The 22,785-nt window shown below is 61.2% G+C and carries 20 protein-coding genes; 9 read left to right on the top strand and 11 right to left on the bottom strand.

Annotation, left to right across the window (positions count from 1 at the left end):
- Positions 1–10: 10 nt before the first annotated feature.
- Together CO671_RS04965 and CO671_RS04955 are read right to left on the bottom strand one after the other, a co-directional pair.
- Positions 11–1,954, bottom strand: a complete 1,944-nt coding sequence (locus tag CO671_RS04965; protein WP_097604958.1) for a PrkA family serine protein kinase — start codon at positions 1,952–1,954, stop codon at positions 11–13.
- Between the two features lie 413 nt (positions 1,955–2,367).
- Positions 2,368–2,844 carry a VOC family protein gene (locus CO671_RS04955; protein ID WP_097604955.1) on the bottom strand — a complete coding sequence of 159 codons (477 nt, stop codon included), beginning with the start codon at positions 2,842–2,844 and terminating at the stop codon, positions 2,368–2,370.
- A gap of 237 nt (positions 2,845–3,081) precedes the next feature.
- Here CO671_RS04955 and CO671_RS04950 point away from each other — a divergent pair, with 237 nt between their 5' ends.
- Positions 3,082–5,580: a UvrD-helicase domain-containing protein gene (locus CO671_RS04950; protein WP_097604953.1), complete on the top strand. Its 2,499-nt coding sequence runs from the start codon at positions 3,082–3,084 to the stop codon at positions 5,578–5,580.
- A 25-nt stretch (positions 5,581–5,605) separates the two neighbouring features.
- Here the strand turns inward: CO671_RS04950 and CO671_RS04945 are convergent, their stop codons facing one another.
- Positions 5,606–5,953: a hypothetical protein gene (locus CO671_RS04945; protein WP_097604951.1), complete on the bottom strand. Its 348-nt coding sequence runs from the start codon at positions 5,951–5,953 to the stop codon at positions 5,606–5,608.
- A gap of 260 nt (positions 5,954–6,213) precedes the next feature.
- Here CO671_RS04945 and pncA point away from each other — a divergent pair, with 260 nt between their 5' ends.
- A complete protein-coding gene (gene pncA, locus CO671_RS04940; RefSeq protein WP_097605078.1) occupies positions 6,214–6,840 on the top strand; it encodes a bifunctional nicotinamidase/pyrazinamidase in 627 nt (208 codons plus the stop codon).
- 11 nt (positions 6,841–6,851) lie between these two features.
- Here the strand turns inward: pncA and CO671_RS04935 are convergent, their stop codons facing one another.
- A complete protein-coding gene (locus tag CO671_RS04935; protein ID WP_097605077.1) occupies positions 6,852–8,444 on the bottom strand; it encodes a hypothetical protein in 1,593 nt (530 codons plus the stop codon).
- A 159-nt stretch (positions 8,445–8,603) separates the two neighbouring features.
- Between CO671_RS04935 and CO671_RS04930 the strand changes: the two genes are divergently transcribed.
- Complete coding sequence (locus CO671_RS04930; RefSeq protein ID WP_097604948.1) at positions 8,604–9,269, top strand: dihydrofolate reductase family protein; 666 nt, start codon at positions 8,604–8,606, stop codon at positions 9,267–9,269.
- Between the two features lie 363 nt (positions 9,270–9,632).
- Here CO671_RS04930 and CO671_RS04915 read toward each other — a convergent pair whose 3' ends face one another.
- On the bottom strand, positions 9,633–9,896 hold the full coding sequence (locus CO671_RS04915) for a DUF2164 domain-containing protein (RefSeq protein ID WP_064682700.1): 264 nt from the start codon (positions 9,894–9,896) through the stop codon (positions 9,633–9,635).
- Positions 9,897–10,028: 132 nt separating this feature from the next.
- Here CO671_RS04915 and CO671_RS04910 point away from each other — a divergent pair, with 132 nt between their 5' ends.
- Positions 10,029–10,760: an AzlC family ABC transporter permease gene (locus CO671_RS04910; protein ID WP_097604945.1), complete on the top strand. Its 732-nt coding sequence runs from the start codon at positions 10,029–10,031 to the stop codon at positions 10,758–10,760.
- 3 nt (positions 10,761–10,763) lie between these two features.
- Positions 10,764–11,072, top strand: a complete 309-nt coding sequence (locus CO671_RS04905) for an AzlD family protein (RefSeq protein ID WP_004668772.1) — start codon at positions 10,764–10,766, stop codon at positions 11,070–11,072.
- 24 nt (positions 11,073–11,096) lie between these two features.
- Here the strand turns inward: CO671_RS04905 and CO671_RS04900 are convergent, their stop codons facing one another.
- Complete coding sequence (locus CO671_RS04900) at positions 11,097–12,932, bottom strand: aminopeptidase P family protein (protein ID WP_097605076.1); 1,836 nt, start codon at positions 12,930–12,932, stop codon at positions 11,097–11,099.
- A gap of 278 nt (positions 12,933–13,210) precedes the next feature.
- Here CO671_RS04900 and CO671_RS33650 point away from each other — a divergent pair, with 278 nt between their 5' ends.
- On the top strand, positions 13,211–13,384 hold the full coding sequence (locus tag CO671_RS33650) for a hypothetical protein (protein ID WP_010031974.1): 174 nt from the start codon (positions 13,211–13,213) through the stop codon (positions 13,382–13,384).
- A 395-nt stretch (positions 13,385–13,779) separates the two neighbouring features.
- On the opposite strand, the gene CO671_RS04895 is transcribed toward CO671_RS33650, so the two are convergent.
- Positions 13,780–14,658: a 50S ribosomal protein L11 methyltransferase gene (locus CO671_RS04895; protein ID WP_097604943.1), complete on the bottom strand. Its 879-nt coding sequence runs from the start codon at positions 14,656–14,658 to the stop codon at positions 13,780–13,782.
- Positions 14,659–14,712: 54 nt separating this feature from the next.
- Positions 14,713–15,315, bottom strand: a complete 603-nt coding sequence (locus tag CO671_RS04890; RefSeq protein ID WP_097604939.1) for an SCO family protein — start codon at positions 15,313–15,315, stop codon at positions 14,713–14,715.
- A gap of 391 nt (positions 15,316–15,706) precedes the next feature.
- Between CO671_RS04890 and CO671_RS04885 the strand changes: the two genes are divergently transcribed.
- On the top strand, positions 15,707–17,671 hold the full coding sequence (locus tag CO671_RS04885) for a HAMP domain-containing methyl-accepting chemotaxis protein (RefSeq protein ID WP_097604937.1): 1,965 nt from the start codon (positions 15,707–15,709) through the stop codon (positions 17,669–17,671).
- A gap of 2 nt (positions 17,672–17,673) precedes the next feature.
- Positions 17,674–18,141, top strand: a complete 468-nt coding sequence (locus CO671_RS04880; RefSeq protein ID WP_004668786.1) for a chemotaxis protein CheW — start codon at positions 17,674–17,676, stop codon at positions 18,139–18,141.
- Positions 18,142–18,449: 308 nt separating this feature from the next.
- On the opposite strand, the gene CO671_RS04875 is transcribed toward CO671_RS04880, so the two are convergent.
- Complete coding sequence (locus tag CO671_RS04875; protein WP_097604935.1) at positions 18,450–18,944, bottom strand: CreA family protein; 495 nt, start codon at positions 18,942–18,944, stop codon at positions 18,450–18,452.
- 107 nt (positions 18,945–19,051) lie between these two features.
- Complete coding sequence (locus CO671_RS04870) at positions 19,052–19,642, bottom strand: 3'-5' exonuclease (protein ID WP_097604932.1); 591 nt, start codon at positions 19,640–19,642, stop codon at positions 19,052–19,054.
- Positions 19,643–19,923: 281 nt separating this feature from the next.
- Between CO671_RS04870 and CO671_RS04865 the strand changes: the two genes are divergently transcribed.
- Positions 19,924–20,460 (top strand): GNAT family N-acetyltransferase, encoded by a 537-nt coding sequence (locus CO671_RS04865; protein ID WP_097604929.1) that lies wholly within the window; start codon positions 19,924–19,926, stop codon positions 20,458–20,460.
- A 32-nt stretch (positions 20,461–20,492) separates the two neighbouring features.
- On the opposite strand, the gene ligA is transcribed toward CO671_RS04865, so the two are convergent.
- A complete protein-coding gene (ligA, locus tag CO671_RS04860; protein ID WP_097604926.1) occupies positions 20,493–22,649 on the bottom strand; it encodes an NAD-dependent DNA ligase LigA in 2,157 nt (718 codons plus the stop codon).
- Positions 22,650–22,785 lie beyond the last annotated feature (136 nt).

Below are 22,785 nucleotides of genomic sequence, written 5' to 3'. Positions count from 1 at the left end.
TGGCTCCGCATTAACTTGCCTGTTTGACGCGCATGTACCATTCCACAAGGCGTCGAACCTGCCTCTCGGTGTAACCCCGCGCGGCCATGCGCGAGACGAATTCGCTGTGTTTCTTTTCGGTTTCCGAATCCTTCTTCGACCCGAAGGAAATGACCGGCAAAAGATCTTCCACCTGCGAGAACATACGTTTCTCGATGACTTCCCGGATCTTCTCGTAGCTCGTCCATGACGGATTTTTTCCGCCGTTGGCTGCCCGCGATCTCAGCGAGAACTTGACGATTTCGTTGCGGAAATCCTTCGGATTGGCAATGCCCGCCGGCTTTTCGATTTTCGTCAGTTCCTGATTGAGGAGCTCGCGGTCGAGAAGCTGGCCGGTATCGGGATCCTTGAAGTCCACATCTTCGATCCAGGCATCGGCATAATCTACGTAGCGGTCGAACAAATTCTGTCCGTAGTCTGCATAGGATTCAAGATAGGCCTTCTGAATCTCATTGCCAATGAACTCTGCGTAGCGTGGCGCAAGATCGGCCTTGATGAATTCCAGATAGCGCTTCTCGACATCGTCGGAAAATTGCTCGCGACGGATCGCCTGTTCCAGCACATACATCAGATGGACGGGGTCGGCGCCGATATCCGTGGTGTCGTGATTGAAGGTCGAGGCGAGCACCTTGAAGGCGAAGCGGGTCGATATCCCGTCCATGCCTTCGTCGATGCCGGCAGCGTCCCGGTATTCCTGAACGCTGCGGGCGCGCGGATCGCTTTCCTTCAGGCTTTCGCCGTCATAGGTGCGCATCTTCGAGAAGAAGGTCGAGTTCTCATGCTTGCGCAGGCGCGAAAGCACGGAAAAACGAGCCAGCATTTCGAGCGTTGCCGGGGCGCATGGTGCATCCGCCAGTTCCGACCCCTCGATCAGCTTTTCGTAGATCTTCTGTTCTTCCGTCACCCGCAGGCAATAGGGCACCTTGATGACGCAGATACGGTCGATAAAGGCCTCGTTATTCTTGTTGGCCTTGAAGGTCTGCCACTCCGCCTCGTTCGAATGCGCAAGGACGATGCCGGAGAAGGGTATGGCGCCGATATTCTCGGAGCCGATATAGTTGCCCTCCTGCGTCGCCGTCAGCAGCGGATGCAGCATCTTGATCGGCGCCTTGAACATCTCGACGAATTCGAGAATGCCCTGGTTGGCGCGGTTGAGCCCGCCCGAATAGCTGTAAGCATCGGGATCGTTCTGGGAATAGGTTTCCAGCTTGCGGATGTCGACCTTGCCGACCAGCGACGAGATGTCCTGATTGTTCTCGTCGCCAGGCTCGGTCTTGGCAATGGCGATCTGGCGCAGCCGCGAAGGTTGTATCCTGACGACGCGGAATTGGGAAATATCGCCGCCGAAGTCGTCGAGCCGCTTCAGGCACCATGGGCTCATCAGCCCGTTCAGCCGCCGCAGCGGGATGCCGTACTGCTCCTGGAGGAGCGAGCCCATTGTCTCAGGATCGAAGAGGTTGAGCGGGCTTTCGAACACCGGACTGATCTCGTCGCCCGCCTTCAGCACGTAGATCGGATGAACCTCCATCAACTGCTTCAGCCGCTCCGCCAGCGACGACTTGCCGCCGCCGACCGGGCCGAGCAGATAGAGAATTTGCTTGCGCTCCTCGAGTCCCTGCGCCGCGTGCCGGAAGAAGGAAACAATGCGTTCGATGGTCTCTTCCATGCCGTGAAAGCCGGTAAAGGCTGGATAGACCCGGATGGTCCGGTTCATGAAGATCCTGCCGAGGCGCGCATCCCTGGCCGTGTCGACCATTTGCGGCTCGCCGATCGCAGCGAGCAGGCGCTCCGTCGCATTGGCATAGGCGATCGGTTCTTGCTTACAGAGGTCGAGATATTCCGAAACCGACATGTCGGCCTCGCGGCGCGCTTCATAACTGCGCGTGAACGCATCGAATACGGATTCACTCAGCATGGGACCTCCATTAAGGTTATGCCGCAGGCTCTAAGCCGTATAACCATCGAGATGGCCACGGCGTTCCTAAGAATCAATAGTTTCGTAGGTATATTCGACGCTCACCGGCTGTTTGTAGCAATGCACAAAAAATTGCATGCACCGGTAATTTTTTACTCTGCGAAACTGTTTCATATTGTAGTTGAAAAAAGGCCTATTGCGATATCAGCACATTTAGCGACGTGACATGAATGTCAAAAAGGTGTGCAATGGCGCCCGTGATTCGAGAATGCGAGAAAACAGCGATCGGCAGCCGATAAGGGCAGCCTCGATCGGGCGGATGCCGATGCGCCGCCAGTAAATTCGGTAAATTTCAGGGGAAAATGGCGCGTGGCGATCACGCGCCCCGATTCGTAATCGTGCCTCCGCCGGCCTCAGCCGTTGAACGCCCTCTCCAGCGCAGCAAGATCAATCTTGACCATGCCGAGCATCACCTCGGTGACGCGCTTGGCCCGCTCTCGATCGCTGTCGGCGACCATCTCGGAAAGCACCCGCGGCACGATCTGCCAGGAAAGGCCCCAGCGGTCCTTCAGCCAGCCGCAGGCTTCAGGCGTGCCGCCATTGGCGAGAAACGCATCCCAGATCCGATCGATCTCGGCCTGGCTGTCGAGCAGAATGGCAATCGAAAAAGAATGGTTGAAGCTGTCGAGCGGGCCGGCCTTCATCGCCAGGAAGGCTTGATCGCCGAGCGTGAATTCGATCAGTTCGACGCTGCCCGGAGGCCCGCTCGGCGTTTCCGCCGGCAATATGGTGGTGCGGCCGATCCTGGAATCCGGAATGACCGATACGTAGAATTCGACGGCTTCGCGCGCTTGCTCCGCGAACCAGAGATTTGAAACGACCTTCGGCATGAACAGCCTCCTGTTGGCGAGGGTTGCCGGACTCCTGTCCGATGCCCCGAGGACGTCTCGCCGGCATCGGTTCCGACAGGCTGGGCTCAGATTTTTTTGCTGCGCGGCCGTACGACGATCGCAGTCACACCCAGCGGCGGCCCTGCCGCCCGCATCGGTCCGCAATAGCGGTGGTTCAGGAATGAAAGCAGAACATCTTTTCTGGTCTTTCCCTCCCGAATCACTACATTACGCGCCATGAGCAATAGTTTCGACGATATTCCCTTCTTCGACGAAGAGCCGGGCGAAATGGCGCGCAAGCCGCAGCCGCCGGCCGCACCCCGGGGGGGGCACGCCCCCTTGGGAAGGGCGCCCGCTGCGGCCGGCGGGATCGCCGCCCGCGCCATGGCGGCGCGCGACGGCGGCAAGCGACCGGATTACCTCGCAGGCCTTAATCCCGAACAGACGGAAGCCGTGGAAACCCTGGAAGGTCCGGTTCTCGTCCTTGCCGGCGCCGGCACCGGCAAGACACGGGTGCTGACCACGCGCATCGCCCATATCCTCAATAGCGGCCGCGCCTTCCCTTCGCAGATTCTCGCCGTCACCTTCACCAACAAGGCCGCCCGCGAGATGAAGGAGCGCATCGCCCTGCTCGTCGGCGGCGCCGTCGAAGGCATGCCCTGGCTCGGCACCTTCCATTCGATCGGCGTCAAGCTTCTGCGCCGCCATGCCGAACTCGTCGGCCTCAGCTCCGATTTCACCATTCTCGACACCGACGACGTCGTCCGTCTGATCAAGCAGCTGATCCAGGCCGAGGGTCTCGACGACAAACGCTGGCCGGCCAAGCAGTTCGCCGGCATGATCGACACCTGGAAGAACAAGGGCCTCGGCCCGGCCGATATTCCCGAGGGCGACGCGCGCGCCTTCGCCAATGGCCGCGGCCGCGATCTCTATTTCGCCTATCAGGCGCGCCTGTCGACGCTCAACGCCTGCGATTTCGGCGATCTGCTCATGCATCCGATCGCGATCTTCCGCAAGAATCCGGATCTTCTGAAGGAATATCACGGCCGCTTCCGTTATATCCTCGTCGACGAATATCAGGACACCAACACCGCCCAGTATATGTGGCTGAGGCTGCTGGCCCAGCGCAGCAAGGGCGAGCCGCAGAATGTCTGCTGCGTCGGCGACGACGACCAGTCGATCTACGGCTGGCGCGGCGCCGAGGTCGACAATATCCTGCGCTTCGAGAAGGACTTCCCCGGCGCCAAGGTGATCAAGCTCGAGCGCAATTACCGCTCGACCGAACATATCCTCGGTGCGGCCGCCCATCTGATCGCCCATAATGAAGGCCGCCTGGGCAAGACGCTGTTCACCGAACGCGCCGATCCCGATGACGTCAAGGTGCAGGTCCACGCCTCCTGGGATTCGGAGGAGGAAGCCCGCGCCATCGGCGAAGAGATCGAGCAGCTCCAGCGGGGCAAGCATCTGCTGAACGACATGGCGATCCTGGTGCGCGCTTCCTTCCAGATGCGCGAGTTCGAAGACCGCTTCGTCACCCTCGGCCTCAACTATCGCGTCATCGGCGGCCCGCGCTTCTACGAGCGTCTGGAAATCCGCGATGCCATGGCCTATTTCCGCCTGGTCGCACAGCCGGCCGACGACCTCGCCTTCGAGCGCATCATCAACACGCCGAAGCGCGGCCTCGGCGACACGACGGTGCGCGCCCTGCACGACTATGCGCGTGCCCGCGACATCCCGATGCTGGCGGCAGCCGCCGACATGATCGAGACCGACGAGTTGAAGCCGAAGGCGCGCAAAGCCCTCTTCGACGTGATTCAATCTTTCCGCCGATGGCAGGAACTGCTTGAAAACACACCGCATACCGAACTTGCCGAGCAGATCCTCGAAGAGTCCGGCTATACCGACATGTGGAAGAACGACAAGAGCGCCGAAGCGCCGGGCCGCCTCGAAAACCTGAAGGAACTGATCCGCTCGATGGACAGCTTCGAGTCGATGCGCGGTTTCCTCGAACACGTCTCCCTCGTCATGGACGCAGAAACCAACGAGAACCTCGACGCCGTCTCGATCATGACGCTGCATTCGGCCAAGGGCCTGGAATTCGATACCGTCTTCCTGCCCGGCTGGGAGGAAGGCCTCTTCCCCCACCAGCGCTCGCTGGATGAGAGCGGCCGCGCCGGTCTGGAGGAAGAACGGCGGCTGGCTTATGTCGGCATCACCCGCGCCAAGCGCCGCTGCCACATCTGGTTCGTCTCCAACCGCCGCATTCACGGCCTCTGGCAATCGACCCTGCCCTCGCGTTTCCTCGACGAACTGCCGGAAACCCATGTCGAGGTCGCCGAGATGGAGCAGAGCTACGGCGGTTACGGCCGCGGCGGCTACGGCCAGTCCCGCTTCGACAAATCAGAACCTTTCGCCAACTCCTATTCCACGCCCGGCTGGAAACGCGCCCAGGCCAACAGGACCGACGCCACGCGCGACAACTGGGGCACCCGCTCCGGCCACGCCGTCGAACGCATCGGCTATGGCGAAAGCGGCCCGAAGGGGCGCACGATCGACGGCGAGCTGGTCGCGAAGTCGACCTCGTCGGAGCCGTCGCGCTTCACCCTCGGCGATCGCGTATTCCACATGAAATTCGGCAATGGCAACATTACCGGCATCGAAGGCAACAAGCTGACGATCGACTTCGACCGTGCGGGGCAGAAGCGGGTGCTGGACGGCTTCGTCGATCGCGTCTGAGCGCGCGGCGATACCGCAGGAACGGTCACCCGAACATCCGCATACTGCTGAGCCCGAGGATGTCGTTCAGCAGGGCGATCCCCATGCCGGTGGCGACGATCGACAATCCGATCAGGAACAGCCGGCGCGCCCGGTCGTATTTGACGGCGAGCAACGAGTCTCGCGCCAAAAGATCGGCAAACACCTTCACCTGAATGGCGATGCCGACGGTCAGGAATGCCATCGGCAGCAGATCGACGCGGCTCCAGTCATTGGGATTGGACACCCAGAGGCTGATGAAATTGAGGGAGAAACCGAGAATGATGCCGGTCGCCGTCAGCGATCCGTTACGGAAGGTCGCATCGATCTTTTCCTCGGAGTGAGGCTCGGACATGGTTTGGGTTCCGGCTTGCTGCTGAGGCAAGAAAGGCAGAATTCGCGCCCTTGAGCAAGGCCAGGCGTTTTGCGGTTGCTGTCACACCATTGAAAACTCCCGCATAGATTGAATTAGAGCATTCTTTTTCGGCCGATTACCACCATCAGTGACAGAATTAACACTTGCATGCGGGCCCCCGGGAATTCACTAGTTGATGCATTCGGTGCATTCGGTGCATTTGGCATTTGCATTGCCGTAACGCGAAGGGATTGGCCTTGATGAAAGCGCTGCTGCTCGTCGATATCCAGAACGGCTTCTGTCCGGGTGGAAACCTGCCGGTGCCGGACGGCGACAAGGTTGTTCCCGTCGCAAACAGGCTGATCGACAGCGGCAAATACGATCTGATCGTCGCCTCCCAGGACTGGCACCCGCCCGGCCACGGCAGCTTCGCCTCCGCCCATCCGGGTGCCGCCCCCTTCGAGATGGGCGAATTGTCCGGCAAACCGCAGATGATGTGGCCCGACCACTGCATTCAGGGCACGCTCGATGCCGAACTGCATCCGGAGCTCAAATCCGAAGAAATCGACCTGATCCAGCAGAAGGGCGAGGATCCCAGGATCGACAGCTATTCGGCCTTCCGCGACAATGATCGAGACGCATCGACCGGCCTTTCCGATTTCCTCGAAGACCAGGGTGTGACCGATCTCGACGTCTGCGGCCTGGCGACCGATTACTGCGTCAAATTCTCCGCGCTCGACGCACTGGAGATGATGCCGGGCGTGCGCGTGCGCTTCATCGAAGACGCAAGCCGCGGCATCACCCCTGAAGGCGTCGCCGCTGCCATCGACGAGATGCAGGCGCACGGCATCGCCGTGATCAACAGTGCGGATGCCTTGCGCGAATGAACCGCCGATCTTTATTTCAACAGATAGGCATCGAATGTCTCATCGCTGCCGGCGACGGGGCCGAAACGCTTGACGAGGGTCGTCTCGCTCCGGAAGGCGGAAATCTCCTCCGGCGTCAGAGACAGCAGCCAGCTGTAACTTTCGCGCAATGAGACGGGCGCGGCAATTCGGTCAAGCCGCTGTGAGAGAAGAATGACGATGGGCGCGTGCTCGCTCTGCTGCAATTGCCGCGCCGTCTGCAATATATCGGCAAGGCTGAGCGAAAGCCGCGCATTGCGGGTATACCGCACGATCGCGCCGAACCGTTGCTCCCGTAGAAGATAGGTGCGATTGGGGATGTAATAGGGCAAGGGCTCCACGAGATAATCGGGATCCGCCATGATGATCGCATCCTTGAGATCCGGGCGCGATTGAATGAACGACCCGAGATCCCGGGCTCGGCTCAGCGGAATGTCGGTGAAGAGGTACTGATGGACCTTTTCGATACCGGAGGCGACCTGCAGCGCCAGCAAAATCATGAAGCACAGACGCCCGATCTTGACGACGCCACCGGCTGACTCGACACCGGCAATGCCCGCGGCTGCGGACCGGGAGCGGCTGACCAAGGCAATCATGCCGATCATGAACACCAGCCATAGGGCCTGATGTCTGTAGCTACCTGGGTAGACAAGCGTAAAGAGCAGCGAAAACCCTAGGAGAACCGCTGCGGCCGCGAACATCGCCGGCCGCCGATTGGCCAGCCCAAGCAGACTGCCATAGATGAGCACCGCCATCAGCGAGGCGAAAACCCGAGCAAGCAATGGATCGGCCACGACCAGCCGAAGGATCCTGTCGGGGTAGAACTCCATGAAATAGGAACTCGCCCCGGCAAAGGCATAAAGGACCAGCGGGGCGAAATTCTTGCCTGCGAGATCGTTCTGCCCGGCATCGTTGAAGGTGGGATAGACTGTCATCACGCACAGAACAACGCCGACCGCGGCGATGGCTGCGGCCGTCGCAAAGGCCCGATATGCCGACAGAGAAGGTCTCGGACGCGCCAGGACCAGATCGAAAAACCAATAGGCAAGAAAGCCGCCGACGAGCACGACCGAGTGGACGTTGGTATTTGCGAGCAAGGCAAACAACAGGCCGAGCACCATGCCGTTGCGCATTCCCCTCTCCCAGCTCAGGACGATAAGGAAGACCAAAAGCATGCTGATGCCGTAATTTCGCGACATCGCGGCGTAGTCGAAAACCGAAAAGCTGCTGAACAACGACAGCAGCATGATCGAGCGCGGCAGTTCGAGCCTGAAAACAAGAAGGTAGGCCGAGGCGGCGGCGATCGTCAGCGCGACGATTTTCAGGACGACGGCAGAGCCGACGACAAGATGAGCGGCGCGCAACAGGATATACCAGAGTGCCGGATGACCTTCGCCATGCATCTGGCGAAGCATATCGATGAAACTCCCCCCCTGAAGGGCGAGCGACAAAGCGCGAACCTCATCGCGCCACACGGTTTCTGACCAGCAAAGCGCGAATGCCAGCGCAAACCACACCACAAAGATCAACGTCTTGCCGAGCGTTGTTGATCGAGGTTCATCGATTTTAGAGATAATAACAGCCAACGGAAGCAACCCGGTCATCGAAAATGCCGTGACGATAGCGGCGCCCCGATAATTTGACGTTAAGGTGAAATATACTCGCCGGACTGAGGCGTCCGGTGTCGGTTCGGCTTATATCGATCCGTCCTTGCTTCTGAACGAACCCAACATGGGAGTTGAGAGATGAGAAAGCTTGTAACCGCGGCCTTCGTGAGTCTCGACGGCGTTATGCAGGCGCCCGGCGCACCCGAGGAAGATCCGACCGGCGGCTTCAAACTTGGCGGCTGGACCGTCAATTACTGGGACGAGCCGATGGGGGAGTTCATGGACGGGATCTTTACCGATCCCTTCGCTCTGCTGCTCGGCCGCAAGACCTATGAGATCTTCGCCGCGCACTGGCCCTTTGTCGGGCAAGACGACCCCATCGGAAAGGCCTTCAATGCCGCGACCAAATATGTCGCGACGACATCGCAAGAGCCGCTCACCTGGGAAAATTCCGTTCCGCTGCGCGGCGATGCCGTCGCCGAAATCGCCCGGCTGAAGCAGGAGGACGGCCCCGACCTGCTGACGCAGGGCAGCAGCGGACTGCTGCAAACGCTGCTGGCGCACGACCTGATCGACGAACTCCGGCTCCTGACCTTCCCGCTCATCCTCGGCCCCGGGAAGCGCCTGTTCGGCACGGGTGCCACACCGGCAGCGCTGAAGCTCACCGCCAACTCGGTATCGACGACGGGCGTTGTCATGAGCGTCTATCAGCGCGCCGGCGAGGTCAAACCCGGCAGCTTCGCGATGCAGGAGCCCTCGCAGGCCGAACTGGCGCGCCGGGAGCGGATGAAGCGCGAGGGCTAGAGCCTTTCCTGGTTAGATTGAAGCATTCTGTTGGCTCAAACGGAGTCGGATGGTCGACCGGCCGGCGCGCGTCGTAGCCCAGCTCTACGGCCAAGCCGGCCGGTCGATCAGCCGGCCCGTTTCAGCCAACCCTCCCGCAGATTTGCCTCGCAAATCTGCAAGACTGAAAATCGCCGGACGCGCTGATCGCTTCGCCATAGCGAAGCGGTGCGGCCGGTGGGCCGGGCATCTCTAGCCAGGATCAGAGGCGATCGGCTCGGACGTACCTTGGGGTATGCCCATCGCCAATCGCCTCTGCCCTGACGAAAACCTGCTCCGGCAGAATGCTTCAATCTAACCAGGAAATGCTCTAAGACGGGCCGCTCAGGCGCCCGCGGCCTTGTTCTTCTCGTCACGCTCGAGCAGATAGATGTCCTCGGCGAGATCCTCCATCTTCTTCGAAAGGGCGGCGTGTGCATCGCGAAGACCCTGATTGTAATAGTGAGCGCCGATCTCCTCGGCGAAGAAGTCGAGTAGGAACTCCGCTGGCAGCGCGCCGATCGGCTGGTCGAGTTCCGTCTCGAAATAGCGGCGGATGCGCGAGACGATCGCCGCTTTCGCCTCCTTGGTAAATTCGATCTTCTTCATAGGCACCTCTCCGCCGGTTGCGATCAGCACGTTGATGCTTCAGCGAAATCGATTGATCAATCAACGAAATTCAATTGCCGCGGCAATCCGCAGACCATAAGGGAAAGCTGAATTTCCAACAGGATCACCCAGATGAATCGCGCCGACTTTGTTGAAGGTTTGCGGGGCGGCTCCGCCGTTGCGCTGGCGTCGGCACCCTTCGGTGCGCTGTTCGGAGCGCTCGCGGTAGAAAACGGCATGTCGCTTTCCGAAGCCGCCTTTATGAGCGCCACCGTCTATGCCGGCGCCAGCCAGATGGTCGGCATTGAACTCTTCGGCCACAATGTCCACGCCTGGCTGATCGTGCTGTCGATCCTCGCCGTCAATTTTCGCCACGTGCTCTATTCGGCGGCCTTAGCGCGCTATATCGGCCATTTCACGCCGGTGCAGAAATTCTTCACCTTCTTCCTGCTCGTCGATCCGCAATTTGCCGAAGCGGTGAAGCGCAGCGAGGCCGGCAAACCGCTGACCTTCGCCTGGTATTTCGGCTTCGGCATCATCATCTATATTCCCTGGGTGCTGATCAGCGTCGCCGGCGGCATGCTCGGCGGCTTCATCGGCGATCCGAAGGCGATCGGCCTCGATATCCTGCTGCCGGCCTATTTCCTCGGCATCGTCCTCGGCTTCCGCAAGCGCGATAATTTCCTGCCCGTCGCACTCGTCAGCGCGGTGGCTTCGGTGCTCGCCTATCGCTACGTCGGCTCGCCCTGGCATGTGAGCCTCGGCGCTGCCGCCGGCATCGTGCTCGCCGCCCTGCTGCCATTGGCGCCGCAAGAGCCCGATCTTGAAGCGGACGCCCTTCAATCCGAAGTGCACGAGGTCTGAGCCATGGAATTCGATCTTCACATGGCGCTCGTCATCCTCGCCGCCGCTGCCGCCACCTTCGCCACCCGTATCGGCGGCTACATCCTCATCACCCGGATGAAGAGCATTCCGCCGCGCATGGAGGCGGCGCTGAATGCCGTGCCGGCGGCCGTGCTGACGACGCTGGTCGCACCCGCCTTCTTCATCGGCGGCTGGGATTCGAAGCTGGCGCTCGCCGTCGCCCTCTTCGTCGGCCTGCGTTTCACCCATACATGGATGCTGGTCGCCGCCTGGATTGTCGTGATGATCTGGCGCCATAGCGCCGGCGTTTAACGCCGGCGCTATGGCGCCACTACGCTAATATTCCAGGGGCAGCGTCGCGTTTTCGAGCCACGCCCTGACGTCGTGATCGTGGATCAGCGGCATCAGCGCCTCGCGCGTGCGGCGGTGATAGTCATTGAACCAGTGCAGCTCGTCATGGGTCAGCAGCTCGGGGATGACAAGGCTGCGGTCGATCGGGCAGAAGGTCAGCGTCTCGAAACCGAGCATGGCCATATCGCCGCCCTCGATTTCCTCGGCCCCGCGCACATAGATCAGGTTTTCGATGCGGATGCCGAAGCTGCCCGGCCGGTAATAACCTGGCTCGTTCGAAAGGATCATGCCGGGCAGCAGTTCCTGCGTCGAAAGCCTCGAGATACGCTGCGGCCCCTCATGCACCGAAAGATAGGAGCCGACGCCGTGGCCCGTGCCATGGGCGAAATCGGCCCCCGCCCGCCACAGCGCGATACGCGCCAGCGGATCGAGATCGCAGCCGCGCGTACCCTTCGGGAAACGCGCCGTGCTGATCTGGATCATGCCCTTCAGCACCAGTGTGAAGAAGCGGCGATGCTCCTCCGAAACCGCACCGATCCCCACCGTGCGAGTGATGTCGGTCGTGCCGTTGATATATTGCGCGCCGGAATCGATCAGGAAGAGTTCGCCGGCCTCGATCATCCGGTTGGTCTCGGTCGTCACCCGGTAATGCATGATCGCCGCATGTTCGCCCGCACCCGAAATCGTGTCGAAGGAAATGTCCTTCAGCGGGTTCTGCATGCTCTGGCCGACGCGCGCGCGCGCCGCTTCGAGCCGCTCGGCGGCGGCAATCTCGCTGACCGTGCCGGGTTTTTCCTGCGACAGCCAATAGAGGAATTCCACCATCGCCGCGCCGTCCTGCAAATGCGCGGCGGCCGAGCCGTTGATTTCGACGTCGTTCTTCACTGCGCGCGGCAGCTTGGCGGGGTCGATACCCTCCACTGCCTCTCCGCCCGCCTTGCGGATGACCTCGGCAAGCGCATAGGAAGCGATATCGGGATCGATCAGCACACGGCCGCCATCCCTGGAAACAGCGGCGAGCCGCTCTTCCAGCGCCGAACGCGGCAGCTGGGAGCAGATCTGCCCGAGATAGGCCTCCGGTTCGATGCCTGTCTTGCGCTTGTCGAGAAAAAGTTCGGCCCGCCCGTCGGCATGGATGATGGCCCGTGCCAGCGGATGCGGCGTGTGCGGCACGTCGGCGCCGCGGATGTTGAAGATCCAGGCGACCGACGACGGATCGGCGATCAGCACCGCCGCGAGCTCCTTCTTCTTAAGATTGGCAGCGATTGTCGCGATCTTGTCGCTCGCCAGCACGCCGGCCTGGGCGACATTCTGGATAGTCACGGCGCCGAGCGGCTCGGCCGGCCGGTCGTTCCACAGCCTGTCGAGCGGATTGTGCGGCAGGAAGACGAGGCTGCCGTCGATCTCCGAAAGCGCCCTTTCCAGACGGCGCACTTCGGCACCCGCATGCAGCCATGGATCGATGCCGAGCCGCAGACCCTTGCCGCCGTTTGCGGCAAGCCAGACATGCGGCGGCTCGTTGACGAGATCGCCGCCCGAAAACACCGAACCGTCGACCTGTTCGGCAAGCTGCGTCACATAGCGCCCATCGACGAAGACGATCGCCTGCGTGCGCAGAATCAGCGCAACACCTGCCGAACCGGTGAAGCCGGTCAGCCATGCCAGGCGCTCGGAGCAGGCGGGAACATATTCGCCGTTGAATTCGTCGGCGCGCGGCACGAGGAAGGCGTCGATGCCGAGCGAATCGAAAGTGGCGCGCAACGCCGAAACCCGATCCTTGCCGAAGTGCGGCGTGGAGGTGACCTCGAAAGACTGGAACATGCTGGAAACCCGAATGATTGAAACGAATCCGGTTAATGGGATGCCGGCCATGTTAGCGAAATTTCAATCGATGGGGAGAAAAAGCGTCGAAACGAGTCGAAGTCGCTGCAGGCGCCCAATATTTTGACAGAACTGTGACGCCAAAAGTTAATTTGGCACGCTTTATGCATTGGCCGCATGGCTCCCATGAGCAAAACCCTCTGCCTCCGCATTTCAGAATGGCTATATAGGCGCCATCGAACGGTTCGGACGAACCAGCAAACAAAGGATTTTTGGAAATGACCGCCTCTCTCTCGCGCTTCGCATACAGCAGCCCGGTGCAGGCTGGCGAACGCCAGACCGTGCGTCACGTGATCGGCGCCCGCCGCCCGCAGAGCGAAGACAGCCTCAAGCTGCTCGGCGCCGGCCAGCGCGTCACGCGCCACCAGGGCGCCCCCAGCTACGCGTTCTAAGCCTGAAAGCCCGTCCGTCTCCTCCCTCCCGGACCGGCCTATTGGAATGCAGTAGAGCCCGCTCGAGCGCTCCTCCTCCTTCGAGCTCGCGGGCATTGGCCGGATAGACCGGTCCAAGGCGGTGTCAACGGCACCGCCTTTTTTGTTTGAACGCCCAAAAGCGACTCCGCTTCGAGCGCAAACCTCTCCCCTCCCTCATTCCTGTGCTCGTCACAGGAATCCAGTGCGCCCAAGTCCTTGGGCGCGGGTGACTCTCTCCAAAATACGATGAGTCATTCACCGCGCGGACGCGCGGTGGCTGGATTCCTGTGACAGGCACAGGAATGAGGAAGAAGGAGGAAAGCCAGCGCCCTAAGCAAGCGTGCAGCAGGCCGAGCCCCTTACCTAAGCAGAACTCACGGCCGATCCAAATGGATCGTCACCCAGCCGTTCCGCCAGATGGTCCTAACGTGCCGGAGCCTCGCACCGCTATAGGCGGCGATCACCTTCCATCGCTGCGCGGCGAGAATCCCCGAAAGAATCACCGACCCGCCGGGCGCAAGGTGGGCGGCGAGCTGCGGCGCCATCCGGATCAGCGGCCGGGCGAGAATGTTGGCGATGATGAGATCAAAGGGACCATGCTCGGAAAAAGCAGTCGAATGAAAGCCTGGTGCGGTTCTGGTCGCGATGCCCGAGGCAATACCGTTACGGCGGACGTTTTCGGCGGCGACCCGTGTGGCGATCGGGTCGATGTCGGTGGCGAGCACCGGTATGTTCTTGAGCTTGCGCACGGCGATCGCCAGCACGCCGCTGCCGGTACCGAGGTCGAGTGCGTTGCGGACGCGGCGCGATCGGACGACGCGATCGATCACCTCCAGGCAGCCGGCCGTCGTGCCGTGATGGCCGGTGCCGAAAGCCTGGCCGGCATCGATCTCGATGGCGATGTCGCCGGGCCGCACCTTGTCGCGGTCATGCGAGCCGTGCACCAGAAAGCGCCCTGCCCTGACGGGCTTCAGCCCCTCCAGCGACTTCACCACCCAATCGACGTCGGGAATGACCTCCCGCAGCAGCTCAGCATCAGGAAAGGGGCTTTTCAGCGCCGTCTCGACACGGGAGCGCACCTGCGCCTCGTCCTCTGCCATCATGTAGACGGAGGCTTCCCAGATATCCCTCTTCTCATCGACCTCGGTGGTGCCGATGGCAAAATCTTCTTCGCCGAAGACCTCGCTTAGAAGGTCGAGAATCTGTTCGGCCTTGCTCTCGGTCGTCGATACGTAAAGGCGGATTTCACTCACGATAGGCGGTCTTTCCCGTTTCCGTTGCCCGCCACCGGTCGGGCCAGCGCCCTATCACCCCTTGCGGACGAGATTCTCCAGCTTCTTTACCGCCGTGTCCGGGTTTTCGCCATAGGCGATCGTTCCGGAAAACCGCCCGGCCGAATCGAGCAGGAAAACCGAGGCGGTGTGATCCATCGTATAGTCGCCGTTCGGATCCTTCTCGTCGACCGGCACCTTCTTGGCGTAGACGCGGAAACCCTTGATGACATCGGCGATCTTTTCAGGCGGACCCGAAATGCCAGTGATCCGCTTGGAAACGTTGGAAACATACTCGTTCATGATCTCGGGCGTGTCGCGTTCCGGATCGACGGTGACGAAATAGGCCTGCAGTTTGTCACCCTTGGGATCGACCTTCTCCATCCAGCCGTTCAGCTCGAACAGAGTGGTCGGGCAGACTTCGGGGCAATGGGTGAAGCCGAAGAACAGCGCGGTCGGCTTGCCGCGCAACGCCTGCTCGGTGATCGGCTGTCCGCTTTGGGAAACGAGCGTGAAAGGCACGCCGAAGGGAGCTTCCGCCACCACATCTTTCGATTTGTCGAGATTGAGCGTGGCCCAGCCGAGAATTCCGGCCAGCATCAGAACGCCGATCCAGATGGCGATACGGAATGTCTTCATTGGCACGATCCTCGATCCGAGGCGGATATGTCCGCCTGCCCTTGCCCCGCCTGATATAGTCTCGATCGGACGCGCGCAATTCAACAATATGTTTTCTGACCCGTGATTAATTGTCCCACCCACTGGGGCCGTCCGCAACGGGAGATCCACCGATCGGCATTGAGGACGGAACAAAAAATATCATTCTTTCCAGTAACTTGCCGAAACAGCCTACCGGCAATCTCAAGATAGATATCGTTAGGAAAGACTTAAGCCGTCATATCTATATTTAGTAATGCGTGCGGCGCTCTTCTGCCGTTCTGACATGATGTCTGCCGAGCGGCGAAAAAACCCCGGACCTCCGCATGAAATGAGGGAAACACGAATCCGAGCGGTTTGTGAGGGGTATTTCATGACCAATTCATTAGTGCGCAAGAGCCTGTCGGTCAGCCAGCGGCTCTGGACGCTCGGTGGCGCGGCATTCATCGGTTTCGGAACGATGCTCGGCGTCGGCTGGTATGAGAACACGCGGGTCGACACGGCTTTGCACCGCGCCACAGAGATCCAGGCAAGCGTCAATCATCTCGGCGACATGCGGCTTGCAAACCTGACAATGGTTTTGGCTGCTATGGACATCATCGTCGACAAGGACAGCAAGGTCGTCGAGCCTGCACGCATCAAACTGATCGGCGATTCACTGACCGCTCTTTCCAGCGGCTCGAAGGAAATGCGCCTTCTTGCAGATGAAATGCATGACGACGGCCTGTTGAAGAGCTATGACGCCGATGTCGCCGCAATCGGCAAGGCAATACAGGTCGATCTGATCGCGCTGGTTCAACAGGGAGCGCCCGACGCGGAGTTCGACAAGATCGACGATGCGATCGACGGCGCCGGCGAAGAGCTGACCAAGACGCTCGACAAGCTCGCCGCGGACGGAACCCTTTTTGCCAAGCAGCATGTCGAGCTCGCCAATGCCGTGTCGCGGGAGGCTCTCGTCCTGCAGGTCGGCCTCGGTGTCTTGGCTATCCTCACCATGGGCATCCTGCAATATGTCCACGGCGGCTCGATCCGCCGCGGCATCGGTGCCGTTCGGGAAAGCATGCAGCGCATCATGAGCGGCGATCTTGCCAGCGAGGTTCCGGAAAAGACCCGCGGCGACGAAATCGGCGAAATGGCTCGCGCCGCTGACGGCTTCCGCCTCGCCGCCATCGAAAAGCGTGACCTTGAAGCCCAGAACCAAACCGACCGGCAGCGCAGCGATGCCGAGCACCGCGCCCGCGAAGCCGCCAAGCTTGCCGACGCAGAGGCCTTGAACGCCGCCGTCGCCGCTCTCGGCGCCGGCCTCACCCGCCTGTCGGGCGGCGACGTGACCGTTACGATCGACCAGCCGTTCCGCGAAGAGCTGGAGCGTCTGCGCCTGGACTTCAACCAGACGACGGCGACGCTGCGCAAGGCGATGGGCGATATTGCCCTCAACAGCAGCTCGATCGAAGCCAACAGCCGCCAGATGCGCGCCGCAGCCGACGATCTCGCCAAGCGCACCGAGCAGCAGGCCGCTTCGCTGGAAGAGACCTCGGCCGCCCTCGACCAGATCACCGCCACCGTCCGCAATGCGACCAACCGCGCCGAGGAAGTCGGCCACATGGTTTCGCATACCCGTGAGAATACCGCGAAATCGGACATCGTCGTCGGCGATGCGATGGCCGCGATGGAACGGATAGAAGGTGCCTCCCGCGAAATCGGCAAGATCATCAACGTCATCGACGAAATCGCTTTCCAGACGAACCTGCTGGCGCTCAACGCCGGCGTCGAGGCGGCGCGTGCCGGCGAGGCCGGCAAAGGCTTCGCCGTCGTTGCCCAGGAAGTGCGCGAACTCGCCGGCCGTGCCGCGGGTGCGGCCAAGGATATCAAGACCTTGATCGGAAAATCCGGCGAGGAAGTGAAGATCGGCGGCGAACTGGTGACGGCCGCCGGTGAAGCGCTTCGCCAGATCGGCGAAGATGTTCTGCGCATCGACGAACACGTTAAATCAATCGTAACCTCTGCGCGCGAACAATCGGTCGGATTGAACGAAATCAATACATCGATCAGTCAGATGGATCAGGTCACGCAGAAGAACGCGGCCATGGTGGAAGAGACGAACGCCGCAAGCCACACGCTCGCCGTCGACGCGGAAAACCTGACGCAACTGATCAAGCAGTTCAAGACCGGCGAGGGCATGACGGCCCGGCAAACGCCGCGAGAGGCAACCGCCGCCTCGCATTCGAGACCTTCTCCCGCGCGCAGCCTGATCGGCAAGGTCGCGGGCGCATTCAACGGCGGCTCTGCCGCCAAAGTCATCGCCTCTCCCGCCGGGGACAACTGGGAAGAATTCTGACCATGAACAACAACGCCATCAAGCAGTCGGGCGCCTATCTCGAAATCGTTTCGTTCCACCTGGGTGATCAGGAATTCTGCATCGACATCATGGCCATCCGCGAAATCCGCGGCTGGGCGCCGGTGACGCCGATGCCGCATACTCCGCCTTACGTGCTGGGCCTCATCAACCTGCGCGGCGCGGTGATCCCGGTCATCGACATGGCCTGCCGCCTCGGCATGAAGATGACCGAGCCTTCCGAGCGCTCGGCGATCATCGTCACCGATATCGCCGGCAAGCTGGTCGGTCTGCTGGTCGAGCAGGTTTCCGACATGATGACCATCAAGAGCGAAGACCTGCAGCCGCCGCCGGAAATCATCCCGGAAGCCCAGCGCGCCTTCTGCCGCGGCATCGTCGCACTCGAGAAGACCATGGTCTGCTTCCTGAACCTCGATACCGTCATCGCCGACGAGCTGAATCAGGCGGCTTGAAATTTCTCCACACTGACGTTGGAAGGCCCGGCTCGTCCGGGCCTTTTTCGTTGAAAAGACCGGTTACCGCCAATCTGTGCGAGCGGCACAGCACACCTTCTCCTGCCTCATCTCTGTCCTTGGGCTCCGACCCGGGGATGTCACAGAGATCCAGCCACCGCGCGTCCGCGCGGTGAATGACTCACTTGCCGCAGATAAAAGAGTCTCTTGCGCCCAAGGACTTGGGCGCGCTGGATTCCTGTGACGGGCACAGGAATGAGGGCGAGGAGGAGGCAACGACCTGCCCAAAATCGAACGCTACCCTCGCCTTATTGCGGCTTCCCATTCTTCCAGGTCACGTTCTGCCCATAGAGCGGAATCGTCGAAATCGACATCTTCGCCGAGCCATCCGTCAGCTCCCTGGAATGGGCGAGATAGATCAGCGTGTCGTTCGCCTTGTCATAGATGCGGTTGACGACCAGCGTCTTCCAGATCAGCGACATGCCTTGGCGGAACACTTCGCTACCATCTTTGGACAGGTCGATATTGCCGACCTCGATCGGTCCGGTCTGCCGGCAGGCGATGGAATTGTTGGACGGATCTTCGAACCAGTTGCCTTTCTTGAACCTGTCGATCAGGCTGCGGTCGAAATAGGTGACATGGCAGGTAACCCCCTTGACCTCGGGATCGGAGACTGCCTCGACGATGATGTCGTTGCCGATCCAGTCAACCCCGACCTTGCCGACGACTTCAGCCGGAGCAGCGCCCGCCGAGACTGCGAGGAAAGACAGGGTGGCGAGGAAAAGATTACGCGGCTTGGACATGGCTGCTCCCTGGGAGCGCCGCGCGTCCGACGGCCGTGCCAAAAGCGCTCCATCGCTTGATTTGCCGCATTCTAGATAAGTGCGCACCCATGCTTTGCAAGAAAGGCTCAGGCCTTTCGGCAGGTGCAGGGGGCATAGCCGCGCGCCGTCAGCCGCCCCGGCGTCATGCCGATCAGGGCCGGGATCGCCTCGACGGCTTTCGCCTTGACCGCCTTCGCCATCTCGATCGCCGCCGCCGCGCAGACCGCGGCATCCTCGGCGGCGTTGTGGTGCATGAAGCGCAGGCCGAGATGCTCGGCGATCAGGTTCAGCCGGTGCGAAAGAAAGTGCGGCCAGATCCGCTGCGCCATCTTCAGGCTGCAGAGATAGGTCAATTCGGGATAGGATTGCCGGTAGAGATCGAGGCTTGCCCGCCAGACGCTGAAATCGAAGGCGGCATTATGCGCAATCATCGTCGCGCCCCTGAAATCGTCATGGAACTCATCCATCACCTCGGGAAACTCCGGCGCGTCCTCGACATCTTCCGGCCGGATACCGTGGATCGCGATATTCATCCCGGAAAAGCGCATGTCGCGCGGCCGGATCAGCCGCTCCTCGACGCGCGTCACCCTGCCCTCCTCGATCCAGGCAAGGCCGACGGAACAGGCGCTGCCGCGCTGCTCGTTGGCCGTCTCGAAGTCAATTGCGATCGTCTTCAATGCCGCATCCGAATCGTTTCACCAACGACAGGAATAGCGCTCGGCTTGCGGCCGTGCAAATTACCCACGCGCGTTGGTTGACATTCCGCGACAGATATCCAAAATTGCTACCCATGATCGGTTCCGTGACCATGGCAGCGCTTATCCATCACACCACGACCCTTGAAGGGTATGCGGGAGCAATGGCGCGTTAACAGCGATCCGATCATCCCGAAACCCTGCCGAGGCGAGCAGGGTTTTCGGAAACCGGCTCTCCTCCTGAACCCCAAGGAGAGCACCCAATGTCCGAAAATGAAGAGAATGAGCCCCGCGACCGAGCGCGCCTGCCGGATGGCGTCGTCGTGCGCGCCGTCCGCCTTTCCGACGCGGAAGAAATAACCGATCTCATGAATTTGCCGGGCTACCGGGCCGGCACGCTGAGGCCGCCGTACCAAACGATCGAAGAGGTTCGCAAGCGCATGGAAAATCCCTCGCCGGGCGCGCTCAATCTCGTCGTCACGCTGAACGGCAAGATCGTCGGCAATTGCGGCCTCAACCGCCTCGGCGGCCGCCGGCAGCACGTCGCCAGCGTCGGCATGGGCGTGCATGACGATTTCACCGGCCGCGGTTTCGGACGCATCCTGCTCGGCGCCATGGTCGAGGCCGCCGACGACTGGCTTGACGTCAAGCGGCTGGAACTGACCGTCTATACCGACAACGACGCCGCCATCGGCCTCTATGAGAAATTCGGCTTCGAGCGGGAAGGCCTGCTGAGGGCCTTCGGCTTTCGATCGGGAGCGTATGTCGACGCCTATACCATGGCGCGGTTGAGACCTTGAACGAACGAGGCTGACGGCCCGCCGTCAGCCTCTCACCCGCTGATCAGCGCCAGCCACTCGTCCTCATCCATGGTCTGCACGCCGAGTTCGCGCGCCTTGTCGAGCTTGGAGCCGGCGCCGGGACCGGCGACAACGATGTCTGTTTTCTTCGAAACCGATCCCGCCACCTTGGCGCCAAGGCTTTCGGCCCTCGCCTTCGCCTCGTCGCGCGTGAATTTCTCCAGCGAGCCGGTGAAGACCACGGTCTTGCCGGCGACGGGGCTTCCGGCCGTCACCGGCTGTTCAGCCTCCTGCGGCGTCACTTCGTCGAGCAGGCGGCCGATCACTTCGACATTGCGCGGCTCCTTATAGAATTCGACCATGGCGCGCGCCACGACCTCGCCGATACCCTCGATGGCGTTGAGATCGTTCCAGGCGTCGCCGGAAAGCGGTGCTGCTTCCTTCATCGCCGTCGCAAAGGCTTCGTAGGTGCCGTAGGAGCGCGCCAGCAGCTTCGCCGTGGTCTCGCCGACATGACGGATGCCGAGCGCATAGATGAAGCGGTGAAGCGCAATGCTGCGCCGTTCGTTGATCGCTGCATAGAGCTTGCCGACACTGACTTTACCGAAGCCGTCGATGTTCTCCAGCTTGGTCAGCGAGTCCTGCTGCCGTTTCTCCAGCGTGAAGATCTCGGGCGCCGTACGGATTTGCAGCGACGTATCCTCGTTTTCAAAAAAGAAGTCGACCTGCTTGGAGCCAAGCCCCTCGATATCGAAGGCGTTACGCGAGACGAAGTGCTTCAGATGCTCCGTCGCCTGCGCCCGGCAGATGAAGCCGCCGGTGCAGCGGCGCACCGAATCCATCTTGCCGGTCTTCTCGTTGACCTCGCGCACGGCATGCGAGCCGCAGACCGGGCAGGCCTTCGGAAACTCGTATGAGCGGGCATCGGCGGCGCGTTTTTCCATCACCACGTCGAGAATCTGCGGAATGACGTCGCCGGCACGCTGGACGATGACCGTATCGCCCTCGCGGATGTCGTGTTCCTCCGGCCGAATGCGCTCGCCGCTATTGCCGATGCCCTTGATGTAATCCTCGTTGTGCAGCGTCGCGTTGGTGACGACCACACCGCCGACCGTGATCGGCTTCAGCCGCGCCACCGGCGTCAGCGCGCCGGTGCGGCCGACCTGGATTTCGATCTTCTCGACCTCGGTGAAGGCCTGCTCGGCCGGAAACTTGTGCGCCGTCGCCCAGCGCGGCGAACGCGAGCGGAAGCCGAGGCGCTGCTGCAGTTCGAGGCTGTCGACCTTATAGACGACGCCATCGATGTCGTAATCGAGGTCCGGCCGCTCGAGGCCGATCTCGTCATAATGGGTCAGAATGTCGGCGACCGAATTCAGCCGCTTCATCAGCGGGTTCACGGGAAAGCCCCAGTCCTTGAAGGTCTGCACCATGCCGAACTGGGTGTCGGCGGGCATCTCCGCCATCTCGCCCCAGGCATAGGCAAAAAACTTCAGCTTGCGGCTGGCCGTCACCTTGGCGTCGAGCTGGCGCAGCGATCCGGCGGCCGTATTGCGCGGATTGACGTAGGTCTGCTTACCCTCCGCCTCCATCTGCCGGTTGAGTGCCAGGAAGTCGCTCTTGGCCATATAAACCTCGCCGCGGATCTCCACCACGGCGGGAACGCCCTTCGGCAGCTCGTTGGGGATCTCGGCGATGGTGCGGATATTGGCGGTGACGTTCTCCCCGGTCGTGCCATCGCCGCGCGTGGCGGCCGTCACCAGCCTGCCGTTTTCATAGCGAATCGACATCGACAGACCGTCGATCTTCGGCTCCGCGGTAAAGGCGATCGATTGGTCCGGCAGGCGGCCGAGGAAGCGATAGACGCCGGCGACGAAATCCTGCACGTCCTCCTGCGAAAACGTGTTGTCGAGCGACAGCATCGGCCGCGCATGAACGACCGGCGAGAAGGTGACCGAGGGCGCAGCACCGACATGCCGCGACGGGCTGTCCTCGCGGATCAGCTCGGGAAACCGCGCCTCCAGCGCATCGTTGCGGCGCTTCAGCGCGTCGTAATCGGCATCCGATATCTCCGGCCGGTCCTTGCCGTGATAGAGCGCATCGTGATGCGCGATTTCCTTTGCCAGCCGCTCAAGCTCGGCGGCAGCCTCTTCGATCGTCAACGCGTCGACGGCGGAACCTTCGATGGACATACAACCTCACTCCAGGGAATCTGGCCAGAAAATCTGCATTGTTTTTAGAGCAAAATTTCCGGATGAAAAGAGAGGCCGGATATTGCTGCACGCCGGGCCGCACACCTCTCCGCCCTCATCCCTGTGCTCGTCACGG

The sequence above is a fragment of the Rhizobium sp. M10 genome (assembly GCF_002531955.1).
In the GTDB taxonomy this organism is placed as follows: Bacteria; Pseudomonadota; Alphaproteobacteria; order Rhizobiales; family Rhizobiaceae; genus Rhizobium; species Rhizobium etli_C.
Note: the sequence above shows the minus strand (reverse complement) of the source record. Positions and strands in the feature narration are given on the sequence as shown.